This window comes from Bacillus sp. FSL R9-9410, assembly GCF_038050385.1.
GTDB lineage: Bacteria > Bacillota > Bacilli > Bacillales > Bacillaceae_G > Bacillus_A > Bacillus_A cereus_U.
The window spans coordinates 1296996-1315360 of sequence record NZ_JBBOTV010000001.1 but is presented as its reverse complement, the minus strand read 5'-3'; the positions used below and the strand labels follow the sequence as shown (position 1 = coordinate 1315360).

Below are 18365 nucleotides of genomic sequence, written 5' to 3'. Positions count from 1 at the left end.
GTTATTCCACCTCCGTCTCCATAATCATTTCATTTTCTAAAATATTTCCTTCTTCTTGCATACCAAATTGTACATTACGCTCAATCCATTTACGACGAGGTTCTACTTTATCCCCCATCAATGTCGTAACTCGGCGCTCAGCTCTTGATGCATCATCAATTTTCACACGAATTAATGTACGTGTTTCAGGGTTCATCGTTGTTTCCCATAATTGATCGGCATTCATTTCGCCAAGTCCTTTATAGCGCTGCAACATATAGCCTTTACCGACCTTTTTCGTTACACCACCTAATTCTTCATCAGACCATGCATATTCAATTACTTCACTTTTCCCTTTTCCTTTACTTACTTTATATAAAGGTGGAAGTGCAATAAATACTTTACCAGCTTCAATAAGTGGTTTCATATAACGGTAGAAGAATGTCAGTAGTAACACTTGAATATGTGCTCCATCCGTATCTGCATCGGTCATAATAACAACTTTATCGTAGTTAATATCTTCAACAGCGAACTCATTCCCTACGCCGCCGCCAATTGCGTAAATAATCGTATTGATCTCTTCATTCTTAAAAATATCAGCAAGCTTTGCTTTTTCCGTGTTAATTACTTTACCACGTAATGGTAGCACCGCTTGGAAACGGCGATCTCGCCCTTGCTTTGCTGAACCACCAGCCGAGTCACCCTCTACTAAATACAATTCGTTTTTCTGAGGATTACGTGATTGTGCAGGTGTTAACTTCCCGCTTAAAGTACCTTCTGATTTTTTCTTTTTCTTACCAGTACGCGCTTCTTCTCTCGCTTTACGAGCAGCCTCACGTGCTTGCGCTGCTTTAATCGCCTTTCTCACAAGAAGTGTAGCTACATCTGGGTTTTCTTCTAAAAAGTAAGCTAAATGCTCAGATACAATTGCATCAATTGAAGAACGAGCTTCACTTGTACCTAGTTTCCCTTTCGTTTGCCCTTCAAACTGGAGTACGTCTTCTGGTACACGTACAGAAACAATCGAAGCTAATCCTTCACGAATATCTGTACCCTCTAAATTTTTGTCTTTTTCTTTTAATAAAGAAACTTTACGAGCATACTCATTGAACACACGTGTCATTGCTGTTTTAAATCCAGCTTCGTGTGTACCACCGTCTTTTGTACGTACATTATTTACAAATGAAAGAATGTTTTCTGAGTAACCATCATTAAACTGAAACGCTAACTCTGCTTCAATTCCATTTTGCTCACCCGAGAAATATACAACTGGATGAATTGAATCTTTCTCTTCGTTTAAGTATGAAACGAAAGCCTCAATTCCTGTTTCATAATGAAACACATCTTCTAAATCATTACGTTCATCTTTTATCGAGATTTTCATTCCTTTTAATAAGAATGCAGATTCACGTAATCTCTCACATAATGTTTCATAATTATAATTTGTTGTGCTGAAAATAGTTGTATCTGGTTTGAAGTGCATCGTTGTACCAGACTCTTTCGTTTTCCCGATTTTCTCTAACGTCGTTGCAGGAGTACCACCATTTTCAAAGCGTTGTTCATAAATGCTACCATCACGCTTAATCGTTACTACTAGCCATTCTGACAAGGCGTTTACAACTGATGCCCCAACACCGTGTAAACCTCCACTCGTTTTATAGCCTCCTTGGCCAAACTTACCACCAGCATGAAGTACAGTTAAAATAACTTCAGGTGTCGGTTTTCCAAGCTTATGCATTCCCGTAGGCATTCCTCGCCCTTTATCAATTACGCTAATACTATTATCTTTATGTATTACGACAGAAATTTCGTCGCCAAATCCCGCTAATGCTTCATCAACGGAGTTATCTACTACTTCATATACTAAATGATGCAATCCACGGCTATCCGTACTCCCGATATACATACCCGGGCGTTTTCGAACGGCTTCAAGTCCTTCTAACACCTGAATTGCATCTTCATTGTATTGGAACTGATGCTTCGCCAAACTCCTTGCCCCTTTCCTAATCAAATAAGAACATATGTTTCTATTATAGAATAACGCCTCGACTATAGTTTTGGCAAGTTATCTTATCTCTTTTATATACTATTTTCAATAGAAAAATCCTTGTTTTTTTCACAAGGATTCCTCTAGGCTACTATTTCAGAAAAATAATCGTTTGTCAACGAGAAATGGATATGTATTCCAATATTATACATTCCAGACCTTTTTCATGATCCAAATGATCAATATCCAAAACGGGATAACAAGTAACAATCCCCAAAAACAGCCTTTAAAAAATCTCATGATGAACACCTCGTTCATCCGCCCTACTTATGTAAAAAGCGAGGACTGAATCAATCTTTCTATCTTTAAAGTCTATACTATTTTGTCATTACATGCTCTACTTTAATACAACGATCCATTATTACTGTATAGCCTTTTTCTTGTAAAAGTTTATATGTATCTTCATCTTGTACTCCTAGTTGTGCCCAGAAAACATCTGCATCAATCTCTACAAACTCTTTCGCAACATCCTTTAAAAATTCTGAGCGACGAAATACATTTACGATATCCACATGTTCTTTAATATCCGTCAGTGAAGAAACCGCCTTTTCTCCGAGTACTTCATCTACTGTTGGATTTACTGGAATAATGCGATACCCAGCATCTTGCATTGCTTTTGAAACCATATATGATGTGCGTTCTGGCTTATCTGATAATCCAACAACTGCAATCGTTTTACTTTTCTTCAATACTTCACCAATTTCCGTACGAGTTGGGTTTTCAATTGTCATGATTAATCCCTCCTATACCTTTATTATATCCGATAAAGAAAGTCTCTTTCAACATGAAAGAGACTTTCTTTTATTCCGATTGATGTACGCTAATAAGCAGAAGGAAGAGAACTCTCCACTGATTAAAGTTTATATTTATTGATTCTTTGTAGCTGAATTATCTGCTAACGTAGCTGATTTCGTCATTTTTTGGCCATTGCGATAGAATGTAACCTCTACTTTCTCGCCTACTTTTTTCTTTTCATATAAATATTTACGGAATTGAAGAGCATTCTCTACCTTTTGATTATCTAATGCTACTACAACATCATATTGCTCTAAACCAGCTTTTTCTGCCGGTGATATTGGATAAATTTTACCTAGTACAACGCCATTTGTTACTTCTTTAGGTACCTTTAATTGGTTTACTGCAGCCTGCACATCTTCTAATGAAACGACACCTACTCCAAGAGCTGGACGTTTCACTACTCCATCTTTTTCAAGCGATTCGATAACTGGTTTTGCAATATTAATCGGAATTGCAAATCCGATTCCTTCAACTTCTTGCTGCGCAATTTTACTTGAGTTAATACCGATTACTTCACCGTTTTGGTTAAATAATGCACCACCACTATTACCAGGGTTAATCGCTGCATCTGTTTGAATAACTTGTGCTTGCCAATCTGGGCGTTTGTCCCCATCAATATCAACTGGAATTTCGCGTTCTTTACTACTGATTATACCTTCCGTTACACTGCCGTCAAATCCAAGTGGGTTACCGATTGCGATCGCTTTTTCACCAGCACGAAGTTTACTGGAGTCACCTAGACTTGCAACTTTATTTACATTAGATCCGTCAATTTCAACAACAGCTAAGTCTAACCAAGGATCCTTACCAACTAATTTTGCATCAACTTGCTTTCCATCACTTAGTTTCACAGCAAGTTTATTCGCTCCATCTACTACGTGGTTGTTCGTTACGATATATGCTTTATTTCCTGCTTTTTTATAAATAACACCTGATCCTGAACCAGCTTGTTGTTCTTGACCTGTCGGTTGCATTGCAAACGGATCAATACTTTGTTGCATATTAATTACACCAACAACAACATCCTTTGCACCTTCAACCATACCTGGCAAATCAGTTTCGTTTTTTGATTTATTGACAACAGGAACTACAGTACCTTCTACTTGTTTATTAGAATTGAATGATGAAACTGCAGCTCCATTATTTTGCACCCATGGCATATAAGGTGCTGCAAAACTAATCGAAACCGCCCCGACTACAGCTCCCACTAAACCTGTGAAGAAATAACCTTTTTTACTGCCTGATTTTCTCACTTCTCTCGTTTCACTATGCTCTTCATTCAAATTTGGTCCGTCGTAATATCCCATTTTTTATTTCCCCTCTCTGGTGAATTCGTACTTTCAGTATAGTCACAGTTTGTGTCCTTCTTGTGAACTCATCGTGAAATCCAATTTAAAAAATACTCCTATCTATCATTGTAGATAAGAAAAGTATTTTTTGTACATTTCACCTACAAAGGAGAGTGTAAATTTGCTATATCGCAAAGCCGGGATGCATAGTAACTTAAAGGTTATTCTTCAAATTTGTAACCTACTCGAATAACAGTGCCGATATGCTTCGCCTTATCTCCTAGCTTATTTCGCAGTTTTTTAATATGTGTATCAACCGTTCGGTCATCACCGTAGTAATCATATCCCCATAACTGATCTAATAGATGTTGGCGTGACAACACAATTCCTTTGTTCTCCATTAAATAAACGAGAAGCTCAAACTCCTTATGTGTCAATATAATTTCTTCTCCATCTACTAAAACTGTTCTAGATAGTCGATTCACTTCTATTCCAGCTAATGACATAGTATTTTCTTCTGATACTCCTATCGCTCCATCCGCACGTTTCAATAACGTCTTTGCACGAGCTACTAACACTTTCGGACTAAAAGGTTTTGTTACATACTCATCTGCACCTAGTTCAAAGCCTAGTAATGTATCATCCTCATCAGAACGTGCTGTCAGCATAATAATTGGTACCGCTGACTCTTTTCTAATTCGTCTACAAACAGACCAACCATCTATTTCTGGTAACATAATATCTAACATAATTAAATCAATTGTATGTTCAGCAAATAATTCTAGCGCTTTTTTTCCATCTTCCGCTTCGATTACTTCAAAGCCTTCATTACGAAAATAATCACTAACAATTTCACGTAATCTTCTTTCATCTTCAACAAGTAATACTGTTTTATTCATATAACCTATCCCGCCTTTTTACTCTTTCAATCGAATAATACGTTGATTGGAGCTTCCGCGAAATGGAAGTGTTAAATCTTTTTTATCAAGTTCAAATCTTCCATCGACCAAAACATCCCCATAATGTAACAATTCTATCATATCATTATTTTGAGCACTCTGTATCTCTTCTAACGTGTAACCTGTATAAATCCATAGATTTTTTCTCAAATCCTTCACTGCTTTTGCTACTTTTTTCACTTCAGCAGCTTGAAAAAATGGATCTCCACCTGAAAATGTTACATCGGTTAATGAATTTTTTTCAATCTCTTTCACAATTTCTTCTACCGTCATTTCAGTTCCATTGCAAACATTCCATGATTTCGGATTATGGCAACCGATACAACGATGCGGACAGCCCGCAAAAAACACGACTGTCCGCAACCCTTCTCCATCTACTACACTATCATGAATGATATTCATAACTTTCATTTATGCTTCACCCGATCCATCTCTTCACTACGTTTCGCGCTATTCCACTTTGACATATCTCCTACAAGATATCCTGTTATGCGGCGAATTCTTTCTATTTCATTCTCATCTTCATTTCCGCAGCTCGGACATTCATTCTCGATAATGCCATGATAACTACAACACTTACAACGATCGACAGGATGGTTAATTGAGCCGTATCCTACTCCGTACTGCGCCATCGCTAGTACAATTTGCTTTAACGCCTTTTGATTATGCACAGCTGCACCATCTAGTTCAATGTACGTAATATGTCCGCCATTACAAAGAGCGTGAAACGGTCCTTCTAATCGGATTTTATCTATAGCTTGAATATTGTAATACACCGGTACATGGAACGAATTTGTATAATAATTATGATTTGTCACACCGCTAATTACACCAAATTCTTCTCTATCTTTCTTCACAAACTTTCCTGATAACCCTTCTGCTGGCGTTGCAATTACAGAGAAATTGAGTTGATGTTTTTCCGTAGCCTTATCCATTCTCTTCCTCATAAAGGAAATGATTTCATATCCAAGCTTCCACGATTCTTCATTTTCTCCATGGTGCTTTCCTGTTAACGCTACTAAACATTCTGCAAGACCGATAAAGCCAAGACTTAACGTCCCTTGTTTTAAAATCGGCGCCACAGCATCTTCAGGTTGTAACGTTTCTCCACCACGCCATACACCTTGTGAATATAAGAACTGAAAATCTCTTGCTCTCTTTGTACATTGATAAGCAAATCTCTCTAATAATTGCTTAACGCCTAAATCTAAGTAATAACTTAGCGCTTCAAAAAATGCTTCTTTTGAACCACTAATTAGCGCTAATTTCACTAAATTAATAGAAGTAAACGATAAATTCCCTCTTCCAATTGCTGTTTCTTCCCCATGTATATTAGACATAACACGAGTACGACACCCCATATAACATACTTCACTTTCAGGTCGACCATCATAGTGCACAGCATTAAACGGGGCATCTAAAAACGAAAAGTTAGGGAATAATCGCTCAACTGTCGTTTCTAACGCTAATTCAAATAAATCATAGTTCGGATCACACTCTTCAAAGTTCACGCCTTTTTTCATTTTGAAAATTTGAATAGGAAAAATCGGTGTTTCCCCTTTACCAAGTCCAGCTTGCGTCGCTTTTAAAAGTTGCTTAATTAAAAGCCGTCCCTCTTTCGATGTATCTGTTCCGTAGTTAATAGAAATAAACGGTACTTGTCCCCCGCCCCTACTATGCATACTATTTGAATTATGAACGAAAGCCTCACACGCCTGATACGTATCATTTTCTGTTTCTTTCCATGCAAATTCCTCTATTTGTTCTTTCGTAAGCGGATATGACTGCAATCGTTTTTTATGTCTCTCTACTGTTTTTCTCACATATGGAGCTAGATCAATATCAAAGAGTGCAAACGATTGACCACCGTGCTGCATATTTTGATTCGCCTGAAAAATAATTGAAGAAAGCGCCAACGCACTTTTAATATCTTGCGGTTGTCTCATATGTCCATGTCCAGTATGAAAACCGTTAGCAAGCATTTGCGCTAACGGAATTTGCGAACAAGTCGTCGTTCCTGTTGCATAAAAATCTAAATCATGTGGATATAATATATTTTGATCTATCGCTTTTTTCACTTGATCTGATAATAATTTTTCTACTGCATAATACTTTGCGCTCTCAGATGCGAACGTTCCCATTACTCCCATTGGAGATCGGCCATCTACATTTGCATTTTCCTGCATTAAATCTTGTTCATTACCGTGAATAATTGTCTCAAATACTTTCATTAATTCTTCTCCACGTACATTTTGTTTCAACATTCATAACCCTCCACCAACATGTTGTTGTCTTTTGATTAAAATCATACAACATATAGTTCTTCTGTTCCTGTGAAAAATGTAACATTCCTGTGAAAGTTTTTTTAAAAATTAATGACTTTTTCATTTATAAAAAAGAAATGTGCTCTTTACAAATATATGGTACAATATACGGGAAAAACTCTTTTTACCCTTTATCAACACATTTGTATAAAGGAGACTGAACTCATGATTATTACATATCTTTTATTTATCGTTGCCTACTTGCTCGGTTCGATTCCATTTGCATTAGTCGTTGGAAAAATCGGTTATGGAATCGACATTCGTGAGCATGGAAGCGGTAATCTAGGCGGAACTAATACATTCCGTACATTAGGGAAAAAAGCAGGTTTTATCGTAACAATTGCTGACATTTTAAAAGGTACATTAGCAACAGCTCTACCGATTATTTTCGGGGCAGATATTCACCCACTATGGTTTGGATTAGCCGCTGTTCTTGGACATGTCTATCCGATCTTCGCAAAATTCCGCGGGGGGAAAGCAGTTGCAACTTCTGCCGGGGTATTATTATGCTATTCACCAGTTGTTTTTGCAATATTAGCTGTTGTCTTTTTCAGCCTTTTATTTACAACAAGATACGTATCACTTTCTTCTATGATAACAGCTATCGTTGCTGTTATTGCATCCATTGTTAGCGGGGATAGAATCTTCATTATTGCGATGTGTTTATTAGCAGGTATGGTTATTTATAAACACCGTGCAAATATCGGACGAATTATAAATAAAACTGAACCAAAAGCAAATTTTTCAAAAAAGCAAAAATAAGATTGTAACCCACATAACGCAAAAAGAAAACGTGAAGCATATTAATAGCGTCTTTTTGCGTTATTTTTTATACTAAAGAAAAAGCAACATAATTTGGAGGAACTATACATGAATCTTTCCGTAACAAAAGAAGCAGCACAATGGTATAAAAACGAATTACACTTACAATCAGGTGAAACAATACGCTTTTTCGTACAATACGGTGGTTGCAGTACTGTGCAAAAAGGACTTTCTTTAGGTATTCGTAAAGATGATCCTGCGCACCCTGCTGTTCAAATGCAAGAAGAAGGTATTAACTTCTTTATTGAAGGCGATGATGAGTGGTTCTTCGATGGACATAATTTATTAGTTACACTTAACGACGGTGATGATTTCCCTCAATTTAATTATGAAAAATAAAAAAAACGTGGCTTCTGCCACGCTTTTTTTTATTTCTTTTTAATTTCCTCATATTTCGCATACCACTCAGGATATAATTTTTTAAATGATACAGGGCGGAACCCTTCTTTTTTCGCACAAATATTCGTTGTACTTGCAGTAATACAAAGCTCGCCATCACCGTTATAAATTTCATAACCATATACAACACGAAGCGGGCTCAAAGTATCAATCCACGTTTTCACAATTGCTTTTTCACCGTAACGCATCGCTTTACGATATGAAATTTGCAAGTCTAATACAGGAGAGATAATTCCCTCTTTCTCCATTTCAACATATGAAAATCCTAATTCTTGTATAAGTTTCGTGCGCCCAAGTTCCAGCCACACTAAATAGTTTGAATGGTAAACAACACCCATCTGGTCTGTTTCCGCATAGCGGATTTCAACTTCATGTTCTGCTACAAACATTTCTATTCGCCTTCTTTCACTTCTGCTACCTTGCATACATTTAATCATAATACAGTGGAATCAAAAATAAAATAAAAACAGTGAATCTTTTACTGAAAGGGGCAAACACATGATTCAAATTGTAACTGTTCGTAGCGGTGATAGTGTTTATAGTTTAGCATCAAAATATGGATCTACACCTGAAGAAATTGTAAAAGACAATGGACTAAACCCAGCCGAAACACTCGTTGTTGGTCAGGCACTTATCGTTAATACAAAAGGCAATAACTATTATGTACAGCCTGGTGACAGCCTTTATCGAATTTCTCAAACATATAGCGTTCCTCTCGCCAGTTTAGCTAAAGTTAATAACCTTTCATTAAAATCTATTCTTCATGTCGGACAACAATTATATATACCGAAAGGAACAAAACGAGCAGTAGAATCCATCGCTTATTTACAACCTTCAACAATACCGATCAAAGAAAGTTTAGTAAATGCTACACGTGCTATTAATCCATTTTTAACATATTTAGCCTACTTCAGCTTCGAAGCAAAACGAGACGGCACTTTAAAAGAACCAACAGAAACAGCTAAAATCGCTAATATTGCAACGCAAGGGAAAACCATCCCTATGCTCGTTATTACAAATATTGAAAATGGAAATTTCAGTACCGAACTGGCATCTGTTTTTTTACGCGACGCAACGATTCAAAACAAATTTATTACGAACATTTTGCAAACAGCTGAAAAATACGGCATGCGAGATATTCATTTTGATTTCGAGAATGTAGCACCTGAAGATCGCGAAGCATATAATCGTTTTTTACGAAATATAAAAACGCGCTTACCTAGCGGGTACACATTAAGTACAACGCTTGTACCGAAAACAAGTTCCAATCAAAAAGGGAAATTTTTTGAAGCTCATGATTATAAAGCACAAGGACAAATTGTTGATTTTGTCGTCATTATGACATACGACTGGGGTTGGCAAGGCGGGCCACCGATGGCGATTTCTCCTATTGGTCCTGTGAAAGAGGTACTTCAATATGCAAAATCTCAAATGCCACCACAAAAAATTATGATGGGTCAAAATTTATACGGTTTCGATTGGAAACTGCCGTTCAAACAAGGAAATCCACCTGCAAAAGCAATTAGCTCTGTTGCAGCTGTTGCACTAGCTCGTAAATACAATGTTCCTATCCGCTATGATTTCACGGCTCAAGCTCCTCATTTCAATTACTTTGACGAAAACGGCGTACAACATGAAGTTTGGTTTGAAGATTCACGGTCCGTACAAAGTAAATTTAATTTAATGAAAGAACAAGGAATAGGCGGCATTAGCTATTGGAAGATTGGTCTACCATTCCCACAAAATTGGCGTTTACTCGTCGAAAACTTTACAATCACGAAAAAAGGCTGACGAAAGTCAGCCCTTTTTTCATATTCCTGTTAAAAATATATCTTTAATTCCCTCACAAAAAAGAAGAATGATAACATTCTCCTTTTTTAACCGTTATCAACAATCGGTTGCTTACCAGTTTGGTCTTGCATTTGCTTTCCTTTATTCCCACCAGCTTTTTTCGATTGTGTTCCAATTTGATTTGGTGCAAAGTCTTTTGAATTCTTTTTCGGATTACCCATTACTATCGCCTCCTTAACACTAGTATCGTACTAGTGTTAAGAATTATTCAGCCTGCTTAAAAAGTTTCATTGCATAACGTTTTTCAATACGTTTTTCAATTCGATCCATTGCATCACGATCACTTAATAATTGTTGTTTATTTTCATTTACAAGTTCTTCAAACGATCTACGGCGACTTCTTCTCATGCTGCTCACCCTTTCTTCTACGTTTTCTTATTACATAGTATGAGCAAATGAAAAACTCTTTAATCAGATTTGCAAGAAAATTTTATGTTTTAACAAAAAAACCATACGCAAATATTACGCATGGGATTTTTTCACATCATTATATTTAAATATTTTTTAATTTCTTCATCAGCATCTTCTTCATTCACTCTATATTCATGCAGTGCTCGCAATACAGAATCGTATTCTTCTAAAATGTAGCTCTCTAGCTTGAAAATGTCCTCTACACTGTCAATCATAATTCTCGTGTTGCCAATCTCACTTTTCAATGCTGCCTCACACGTTAAGCTCGTACAAATACCAATTACATCGTCTTCCATTTTTTCTGTTAGCACATATTTCTTTCGCCCGTTTACCTTCATCCTAATAATTGGGTAAAAAGCTTTTATATCTAAATAGCTCCCGACATTCATACAGCGAATCCATTCGATATCACGTTTATTTCGCATAAGAATTTCTTTTACTGCTTCGTATGCTACCGTTTCATCAAGCACTTCTTTCTGCACTTTTCTTTTTCCTTCTTCCTCAATAGATGCACATCTTTGATAAACTGCCGCACACGTAATACAATCATCAAATGCATTATGAGAACTTAAGCGAATTCCAAGCATTCGCTTTAACGTTTCAAGTTTATGATTAGGCGCGTGCTTCATATATTTCTTTGCTAAAAAAACAGTGTCAATCACTTTATTTTTAGGCTCCGGTAGCCCAAGCATATTTACATTACTTTTCAAAAAACGCATATCAAAAGATGCATTATGAGCGACAATTACATTTGTATGTAAAAATGCTAAAAATAAAGGTAATACTTCTTCAATCGTCGGTGCATCTGAAACACGATAATTTGTAATACCTGTTAAACTCGTTATTCGGTCCGGAATTGAACGCTCCGGATTCACATAGGAAACAAACTGATCTACTAGTTCATGATTACGATATTTCACTGCTGCTACTTGAATAATTTTATCATTATAAGGGTTAAATCCTGTTGTTTCAAAATCAATTACAACATAATCTAACGGTAAGGATACATTCCCCACTCCATACACTCCTTTATCTCTAAACGTTTATATTTCTTTTATCATAACATGCTGCTATCACTACGTGAAAAAGAAAAGGCAGAAATGATAACTTTCCACCTCTACCTTTTCACCATTATTTTAATTTAGCAATCCTTTTTTCCATCTCTTTTTGTGTCATTGGTCCAATAAACTTATCTTGAATGACCCCTTTTGTGTCTATAAAATAAGAGGTTGGGATCGTAATCACTTTATATGCTGTTGTCACGTCAATGTTCTTGTCCAATAAAATAGGAAAAGTAATTCCTTTTTCCTTCGCAAAGTTGCTTACCTTTTCTTCTCCCCCCCCTTTTTCTGAAGGAGTATAGTTAATAGCTAAAATTTCTACATTTTCCTTATGCTCTTTATAAAAGGCCTCCATATCGGGCATTTCTTGCTGACATGGGCCACACCACGTTGCCCAAAAGTTTAAAATCACTTTCTTTCCTTTTAAATCTGATAACTTTACATTTGTTCCATCTAACTTAGTTAATTCAAAATCAGGTGCACTCTTCCCTACTTCAATACCATTCCTTGCAATCATCTCTTTCATAACAGCTTCACTTTTTTCTTGCTTCCCTTGTACCGCTTGATCTTTTTTACCAAACTGATCATAAGCTGCATATCCCGCTAAACAAAGTAACACTACAATAATCGTAAGCTTCCGCCACATTTTATATCACCCTAACGTGTTTATCTTCTTATAACATAATCATCAAAATACTATATACCTTATTTTAGCTTATACGGACAAGCTTGGAAATATTCACATTCAAAATAGTCGGAATATTTTTAACTAAGATGAAATATTTTCCTTTTTATCATATAATTAGAAATATATATATAAATTGCGAGGTGATATGTATTTTACAATTACTTATCAACCCTTTCACTTTTGTTTTCTTCACTTTGCCATTACTATGTATTTTTTTTAGCGGCTTGCTATACAAATTCAAATGGGCTGCTATTATTATTTCTTTTACTGCTCCACTTATATTTTTCATTATCGTCTCTAAATTTGATATACACCTAGCTTTACAAAACTTAGACGCTTGGATTGTTTATAGTGCTGTTTATTCTGTACTTTCCTACATAACAGCAGCGCTAATACGAAGAAAACTACACATGTAGAGCTTTCAAAAAGGGGGGGTTTTATGAATTTATTTGAAAAAATACTATTATATATTCTTAGTTTTATATTTTCCCCAATCGGGATTATCACTTGGATCATCTCGCTCTTCAGTAAAGATCCCGAAAAAAAGCAAGTTGGACGTATTTGTCTCTATATCGCTTTAATCTCATTTATTCTTTTAGCTGGTCTCGGTCTTCTTAGTTTCTTCACGATGACTACCACCACTACTATACAATAGTTACAGAAAGGATGATTATTTTGGGAGAACACCCTATTACTAAAGAACTTCGCTATATACGAATATGTTTAGTTGTTTTAGTAATCGTTCTTTTATTTTTCAACGGTGGAAGAGTCGTTGAAATTTCTACAAATCATGATTCCATAGAAAATTTTTCCACCAGTAATATGACACAGATTGCTGAAAATACATTTGCTATTCAAGAATATAATCCATCACTAAGTAGCGAACGTACGGTCAAAATTTTCAAATACAATCCGGATACAAATCAACTTACTCTAGTCAAAGAGTTTAGTACTAGCGATACTGAATCATATACGTACCAACTCAATAAGAGTGAATAAAGATAAGAGCGCTATATAGCTCTTATCTTTTTATTAGCATCTCTTTAAACAATGACTTACAATTTAATAGTTCTCTAGGATCCCCACATTCCACAATAATTCCATTCTTCATGACAACAACCCGATCCGCTATCATCGCCCTCTCGATATCATGTGTCGTCACAATTCTCGTTACATTCCCCCCTAGCCCTTTAAGCATATTCCAAACCACTTCTTGATTGCTCGGATCTAATCCCGCAGTCGGTTCATCTAAAATAATGAGATTCGGATTTGATACAATCGCTCGCAATAACGCAAGACGCTTTCTCTCTCCTCCCGAAAACTCTTCACCGCTTTTATGTAGAACAGTCTGAATACCTTCAGATAAACTCCTAATAATCGACTTCACATTTACAAGTTCCATATTTTTTTCTAACTGTTTTTCTAAGCCCCCTTCCCCAAAATACATATTCTCTTTTACTGTCGTTCGAAAAAAACGAGGCTCCTGCCATACTGTAGTCATACGAGCTTTATTACCGTAATAAGCAATACTACCATTAGATGGTTTATATAAACCCGTAATTAATTTTAAAAGCGTCGTTTTTCCTGCACCACTTTCCCCCACAATGATAACGAGTTCGCCAGGATTAATTTGCAAATGAATAATTATTCTTCTATACTCATTCATTGTCATTCCTCCAATTTTGCATAATAAAAGGAAAAGGATGAAACCAAATGGTTTCATCCCTTTCCTCTGTACATAAAGTAAGGAAGCTAACAAATGTTAGCTTCCTTATCATTCATTTCAATTATTTAGTTTGACACTTTAGACTCTTCGATTTTCGAACGAAGAACCATTTGCAAGATACCACCGTGACGGTAGTAGTCAATTTCAACTTCACTATCGAAACGAGCTACTACTTCAAATTGCTTCTCTTTTCCTTCTGAATCGATTACAACTACTTTTACAAGATCGCGTGGTCTAACTGTTTTGTCAATTTGAATTTCAAATGACTCGTTACCAACAAGACCTAACGTTTCAGCGCTTTCGCCATCTTTAAATTGTAGTGGTAATACACCCATTAACACTAAGTTACTGCGGTGAATACGCTCGAAGCTCTCTGCGATTACTGCTTTAATACCTAATAAGTTTGTTCCTTTCGCAGCCCAGTCACGAGAACTTCCCATACCGTAGTCTTTACCAGCAACAACTAGAAGGCCTGTGCCATCTTCTTTATATTTCATCGCAGCATCATAGATAGATGTTACTTCACCAGTTGGCCAATATGTTGTATATCCGCCTTCTGTTCCTGGTGCGATTTGGTTTTTAATACGGATGTTTGCGAATGTACCACGCATCATAACTTCATGGTTACCACGACGAGAACCGTAAGAGTTAAAGTCAACTGGTTGTACGCCGTTTTCTAGTAAATAACGTCCAGCTGGCGTGTGCTTACCAATTGAACCTGCTGGTGAAATATGGTCTGTTGTTACAGAATCTCCAAATTTACCAACTATGCGTAAACCTGATAACGTTTCAACTTCACCTGGCTCTTTAGATAATCCTTCGAAGAACGGTGGGTTTTGAATGTATGTTGAATCATTATCCCAAGTATATAAAGCTTCATTTGAAGTTTGGATTTCATTCCAGCGCTCATTGCTGTTAAATACTTGTGCATATTCTTTTTTGAACAATTCAGATGTAACAACACTTTGAACTACATCTTCAATTTCTTTAGCTGATGGCCAAATATCATTAAAGTAAACAGCATTACCATTTACATCTTTACCGATTTCATCATTTTTCAGGTCGATATCAACAGTACCTGCAAGTGCATATGCCACAACAAGTGGTGGTGATGCTAAGTAGTTTGCTTTTACAAGTGGGTGAATACGACCTTCAAAGTTACGGTTACCAGATAAAACAGATGTTACTAATAAATCATTTGCTGCGATTGCTTCTTCTAATTCCTCTGCTAATGGACCAGAGTTACCGATACAAGTCGTACAGCCGTAACCAACTGTTTGGAAACCTAATTGATCTAAATACGTTGTTAAACCAGACTTATCTAAGTACTCTGTAACAACTTTAGATCCTGGTGCCAATGATGTTTTCACGTAACCAGGTACTTTAAGTCCTTTTTCAATTGCTTTCTTCGCAACTAATCCTGCTCCAATTAATACGTATGGATTTGACGTATTTGTACAGCTTGTAATCGCAGCGATTGCAATTCCGCCTGTTTTCATCGTTACTTCTTGATCTTTTAATGTAACTTTCACTTCTTTATCAAACTCTTGCTCATTGAATCCAAGTCCTTGTGTTCCAACTGGTGCTAAAACAGCTTTATGGAACTCTTCTTTCATATTTGAAAGCGGAATTAAATCTTGCGGACGTTTCGGTCCAGAAAGGTTAGATTCGATTACATTTAAATCAATTTCAACAAGATCAGTATAGATTGGATCTTTACTGTCTGCTGTATAGAATAAGCCATTTGCTTTACAATACTCTTCAACAACGCGAATTTGCTCTTCATCTCTACCTGTTAAACGTAAGTATTCTAATGAAATGTCGTCGATTGGGAAGAATCCACAAGTTGCACCGTATTCTGGTGCCATATTTGAAATTGTTGCACGGTCAGCTAAAGGCATGCTCTTTAGTCCACTACCGAAGAATTCAACAAATTTACCAACTACACCTTTTTGACGTAATACTTGTGTTACTTTTAATGCAACATCAGTTGCTGTTGTACCACTTGGAAGTGTACCAGTTAATTTCACACCGATTACTTCAGGCACTGGGAAATATGAAGGCTGTCCAAGCATTCCTGCTTCTGCTTCAATACCACCAACGCCCCATCCAAGAACACCGATACCATTAATCATTGTTGTATGTGAGTCTGTTCCAACTAATGAATCTGGGTATGCAACTAAGTCACCTTCAGCATTTTTCACCGCATGAACAACTGGTGCTAAATATTCAAGATTTACTTGGTGTACAATACCTGTTGCTGGTGGAACTGCACGGTAGTTATCAAATGATTTCTGTGCCCAGCTTAAAAATTTATAACGTTCTTCATTACGTTTAAACTCTAAGTCCATGTTGAATGCAAGCGAGTCTGCCGTACCCGCTCTATCAACCTGTACAGAGTGATCAATTACAAGGTCTACAGTAATTTCTGGATTAATTTTATCAGGATCTCCGCCCATATCTGCCATTGCTTTACGAAGCGAAGCCAAATCTACAACAGCTGGAACACCTGTGAAGTCTTGTAAGATTACACGAGATGGTTTAAATGGAACATCGATATCTTGAACATCTTTCGTTCCCCATTTCGCTAAATTTGTAACATGTTCTTCTGTAATTACGCGTCCGTCTACTTGACGAAGTACAGATTCAAGTAAAACTTTCACGGAATATGGTAATTGAGATACGTTGCCAACCCCTGCGTTTTCAAGCGCTTTCAATTGATAATAATGATACGTCTTTCCATCTAGTTCAAAAGTTGCACGTGATTGAAATGGATTATGTTTGACCATTATGTTTCCCCCCTGTTAAACGTGGCTAAGTTGTCTGAATATAAAATGTAGACAAACTTTTCAATACCTTACGATAATATTTTATTACAACTTTCTAAATAAGTAAATAATAAGAAACTTATGGATTATAATAAGTTTTCTTTATCTTTCTAAATTTGAATAGTGTCCATGCTCCTTATAAATACTATTATTGTAAAGTAAAACACTCTACTTTACGTTCATATATGTTATGAACAATTCATGATTCATCTTTAAAAAACATTATAGAGGTGAGAAACAATGGGTAAACGAAAAGCAAATCATACTATTTCAGGAATGAATACTGCATCCGCACAAGGGCAAGGAACTGGCTATAATGAAGAGTTCGCAAATGAACCTTTAACTCCAGCAGAGCGACAAAATAATAAGAAACGAAAAAAGAATCAGTAACGAAAAATCCCAAAAGGTATACCTTTTGGGATTTTCTCTAATGTTTATAACGTAACAATTCCGAAACTGTTACAAATCGATAACCCTGCTTTTTCAGCTCAGGTAAAATTTTCGCTAATGCCGCCACTGTTTGACTACGATCACTTCCTCCATCGTGCAACAGTACAATATCTCCACTTTTAGCATTTTTCACAACATGATTTACTATGGATTCAGTACCTGGATTCGCCCAATCACGAGGATCTTGATGCCATGACCATAGAACAATTTGATACCCAGCTCTTTTTGCCGTAGTAAATACAGCATCATTAATATATCCACCTGGTGGACGGAACAATAAAGGTTCTTTCGCCCATTTTTCAAAATATTTCTTTCCATTTAAAATATCATGTTCTAATTTTTCATCTGATGAATTACTCGCATACAAATGATTCATCGTATGATTTCCAATTTCATGTCCTTCTTTCAACACTTGCTTTACTAAATATGGATTACGCTGAACTCGAAATCCAATCATAAAAAAAGTCGCTTCTGCCTGATATTGATGTAATAAATCTAGAATTTGCGGCGTGTATGTTGGATCTGGTCCATCATCAAATGTGATTGCAATAACCTTTTCATTATTTGGCACTTCCCACGTTACATAGCCAGTTGGCTCTAACTCTTTTCTTAATAACATTTTAGCTTCCACTTTATCCACTTGAAATATATGTACTGCACAAATTAAAGAAAAAATTAATAGAATAATTTTTTGTTTCTGCATATTAGCGCTAAAAGTTTTGAGGTTGTTGAA

19 protein-coding genes and 1 pseudogene are annotated in these 18365 nt (G+C 36.3%); 6 read left to right on the top strand and 14 right to left on the bottom strand.

The features are described 5' to 3' along the window. Position 1: 1 nt before the first annotated feature. The 6 genes from parE to MKX77_RS07030 form a co-directional block, all read right to left on the bottom strand. Positions 2-1966 (bottom strand): DNA topoisomerase IV subunit B, encoded by a 1965-nt coding sequence (gene parE, locus MKX77_RS07055; RefSeq protein WP_215553794.1) that lies wholly within the window; start codon positions 1964-1966, stop codon positions 2-4. A gap of 377 nt (positions 1967-2343) precedes the next feature. Next, positions 2344-2757, bottom strand: coding sequence for a CoA-binding protein (locus tag MKX77_RS07050; protein ID WP_002137699.1), 414 nt, complete (start codon positions 2755-2757; stop codon positions 2344-2346). A gap of 135 nt (positions 2758-2892) precedes the next feature. Then, entirely contained in the window at positions 2893-4131 is a 1239-nt protein-coding gene (locus MKX77_RS07045) for a S1C family serine protease (RefSeq protein ID WP_215553796.1), read from the bottom strand. A 203-nt stretch (positions 4132-4334) separates the two neighbouring features. Further along, complete coding sequence (locus MKX77_RS07040; protein ID WP_002111124.1) at positions 4335-5012, bottom strand: response regulator transcription factor; 678 nt, start codon at positions 5010-5012, stop codon at positions 4335-4337. A gap of 18 nt (positions 5013-5030) precedes the next feature. Further along, positions 5031-5483, bottom strand: a complete 453-nt coding sequence (gene nrdG / locus MKX77_RS07035; protein ID WP_341306140.1) for an anaerobic ribonucleoside-triphosphate reductase activating protein — start codon at positions 5481-5483, stop codon at positions 5031-5033. Further along, positions 5480-7336 (bottom strand): anaerobic ribonucleoside triphosphate reductase, encoded by a 1857-nt coding sequence (locus MKX77_RS07030; protein ID WP_341306139.1) that lies wholly within the window; start codon positions 7334-7336, stop codon positions 5480-5482. The genes nrdG and MKX77_RS07030 overlap by 4 nt, the downstream gene beginning before the upstream one ends. A gap of 225 nt (positions 7337-7561) precedes the next feature. Between MKX77_RS07030 and plsY the strand changes: the two genes are divergently transcribed. Continuing rightward, positions 7562-8158, top strand: a complete 597-nt coding sequence (gene plsY, locus MKX77_RS07025) for a glycerol-3-phosphate 1-O-acyltransferase PlsY (protein WP_215553799.1) — start codon at positions 7562-7564, stop codon at positions 8156-8158. A gap of 108 nt (positions 8159-8266) precedes the next feature. Beyond that, positions 8267-8557: a HesB/YadR/YfhF family protein gene (locus MKX77_RS07020; protein WP_002146331.1), complete on the top strand. Its 291-nt coding sequence runs from the start codon at positions 8267-8269 to the stop codon at positions 8555-8557. Between the two features lie 29 nt (positions 8558-8586). Here MKX77_RS07020 and MKX77_RS07015 read toward each other — a convergent pair whose 3' ends face one another. After that, positions 8587-9006 (bottom strand): acyl-CoA thioesterase, encoded by a 420-nt coding sequence (locus tag MKX77_RS07015; RefSeq protein ID WP_002160928.1) that lies wholly within the window; start codon positions 9004-9006, stop codon positions 8587-8589. 109 nt (positions 9007-9115) lie between these two features. On the opposite strand from MKX77_RS07015, the gene MKX77_RS07010 reads away from it, so the two are divergent. Then, positions 9116-10408 carry a glycosyl hydrolase family 18 protein gene (locus tag MKX77_RS07010; RefSeq protein WP_341306138.1) on the top strand — a complete coding sequence of 431 codons (1293 nt, stop codon included), beginning with the start codon at positions 9116-9118 and terminating at the stop codon, positions 10406-10408. A gap of 86 nt (positions 10409-10494) precedes the next feature. On the opposite strand, the gene sspN is transcribed toward MKX77_RS07010, so the two are convergent. The 4 genes from sspN to MKX77_RS06990 all read right to left on the bottom strand — a co-directional run bounded on the left by sspN (position 10495) and on the right by MKX77_RS06990 (position 12586). Continuing rightward, positions 10495-10629: an acid-soluble spore protein SspN gene (sspN, locus tag MKX77_RS07005; RefSeq protein WP_000527988.1), complete on the bottom strand. Its 135-nt coding sequence runs from the start codon at positions 10627-10629 to the stop codon at positions 10495-10497. 43 nt (positions 10630-10672) lie between these two features. Then, positions 10673-10816: an FbpB family small basic protein gene (locus tag MKX77_RS07000; RefSeq protein WP_215553800.1), complete on the bottom strand. Its 144-nt coding sequence runs from the start codon at positions 10814-10816 to the stop codon at positions 10673-10675. 131 nt (positions 10817-10947) lie between these two features. Then, complete coding sequence (locus MKX77_RS06995; protein ID WP_078174166.1) at positions 10948-11895, bottom strand: 3'-5' exonuclease; 948 nt, start codon at positions 11893-11895, stop codon at positions 10948-10950. 115 nt (positions 11896-12010) lie between these two features. After that, a complete protein-coding gene (locus tag MKX77_RS06990) occupies positions 12011-12586 on the bottom strand; it encodes a redoxin domain-containing protein (protein WP_341306137.1) in 576 nt (191 codons plus the stop codon). A 481-nt stretch (positions 12587-13067) separates the two neighbouring features. On the opposite strand from MKX77_RS06990, the gene MKX77_RS06985 reads away from it, so the two are divergent. Together MKX77_RS06985 and MKX77_RS06980 are read left to right on the top strand one after the other, a co-directional pair. After that, positions 13068-13283 carry a hypothetical protein gene (locus MKX77_RS06985; protein WP_341306136.1) on the top strand — a complete coding sequence of 72 codons (216 nt, stop codon included), beginning with the start codon at positions 13068-13070 and terminating at the stop codon, positions 13281-13283. Between the two features lie 11 nt (positions 13284-13294). Next, positions 13295-13627: a YmzC family protein gene (locus MKX77_RS06980; protein WP_341306135.1), complete on the top strand. Its 333-nt coding sequence runs from the start codon at positions 13295-13297 to the stop codon at positions 13625-13627. A 22-nt stretch (positions 13628-13649) separates the two neighbouring features. Here the strand turns inward: MKX77_RS06980 and MKX77_RS06975 are convergent. Together MKX77_RS06975 and acnA are read right to left on the bottom strand one after the other, a co-directional pair. After that, positions 13650-14270, bottom strand: a pseudogene (locus tag MKX77_RS06975) (ATP-binding cassette domain-containing protein); the annotation flags it as partial. A gap of 149 nt (positions 14271-14419) precedes the next feature. Continuing rightward, positions 14420-17143 carry an aconitate hydratase AcnA gene (gene acnA / locus MKX77_RS06970; protein ID WP_215553804.1) on the bottom strand — a complete coding sequence of 908 codons (2724 nt, stop codon included), beginning with the start codon at positions 17141-17143 and terminating at the stop codon, positions 14420-14422. A 279-nt stretch (positions 17144-17422) separates the two neighbouring features. Here acnA and sspO point away from each other — a divergent pair, with 279 nt between their 5' ends. After that, positions 17423-17572, top strand: coding sequence for a small acid-soluble spore protein O (sspO, locus tag MKX77_RS06965; RefSeq protein ID WP_016080671.1), 150 nt, complete (start codon positions 17423-17425; stop codon positions 17570-17572). Positions 17573-17609: 37 nt separating this feature from the next. Here the strand turns inward: sspO and pdaB are convergent, their stop codons facing one another. Then, the gene (gene pdaB / locus MKX77_RS06960) at positions 17610-18335 is read right to left on the bottom strand and encodes a polysaccharide deacetylase family sporulation protein PdaB (RefSeq protein ID WP_341306134.1); all 726 of its coding nucleotides are present in this window, start codon (positions 18333-18335) and stop codon (positions 17610-17612) included. Between the last annotated feature and the right edge of the window lie 30 nt (positions 18336-18365).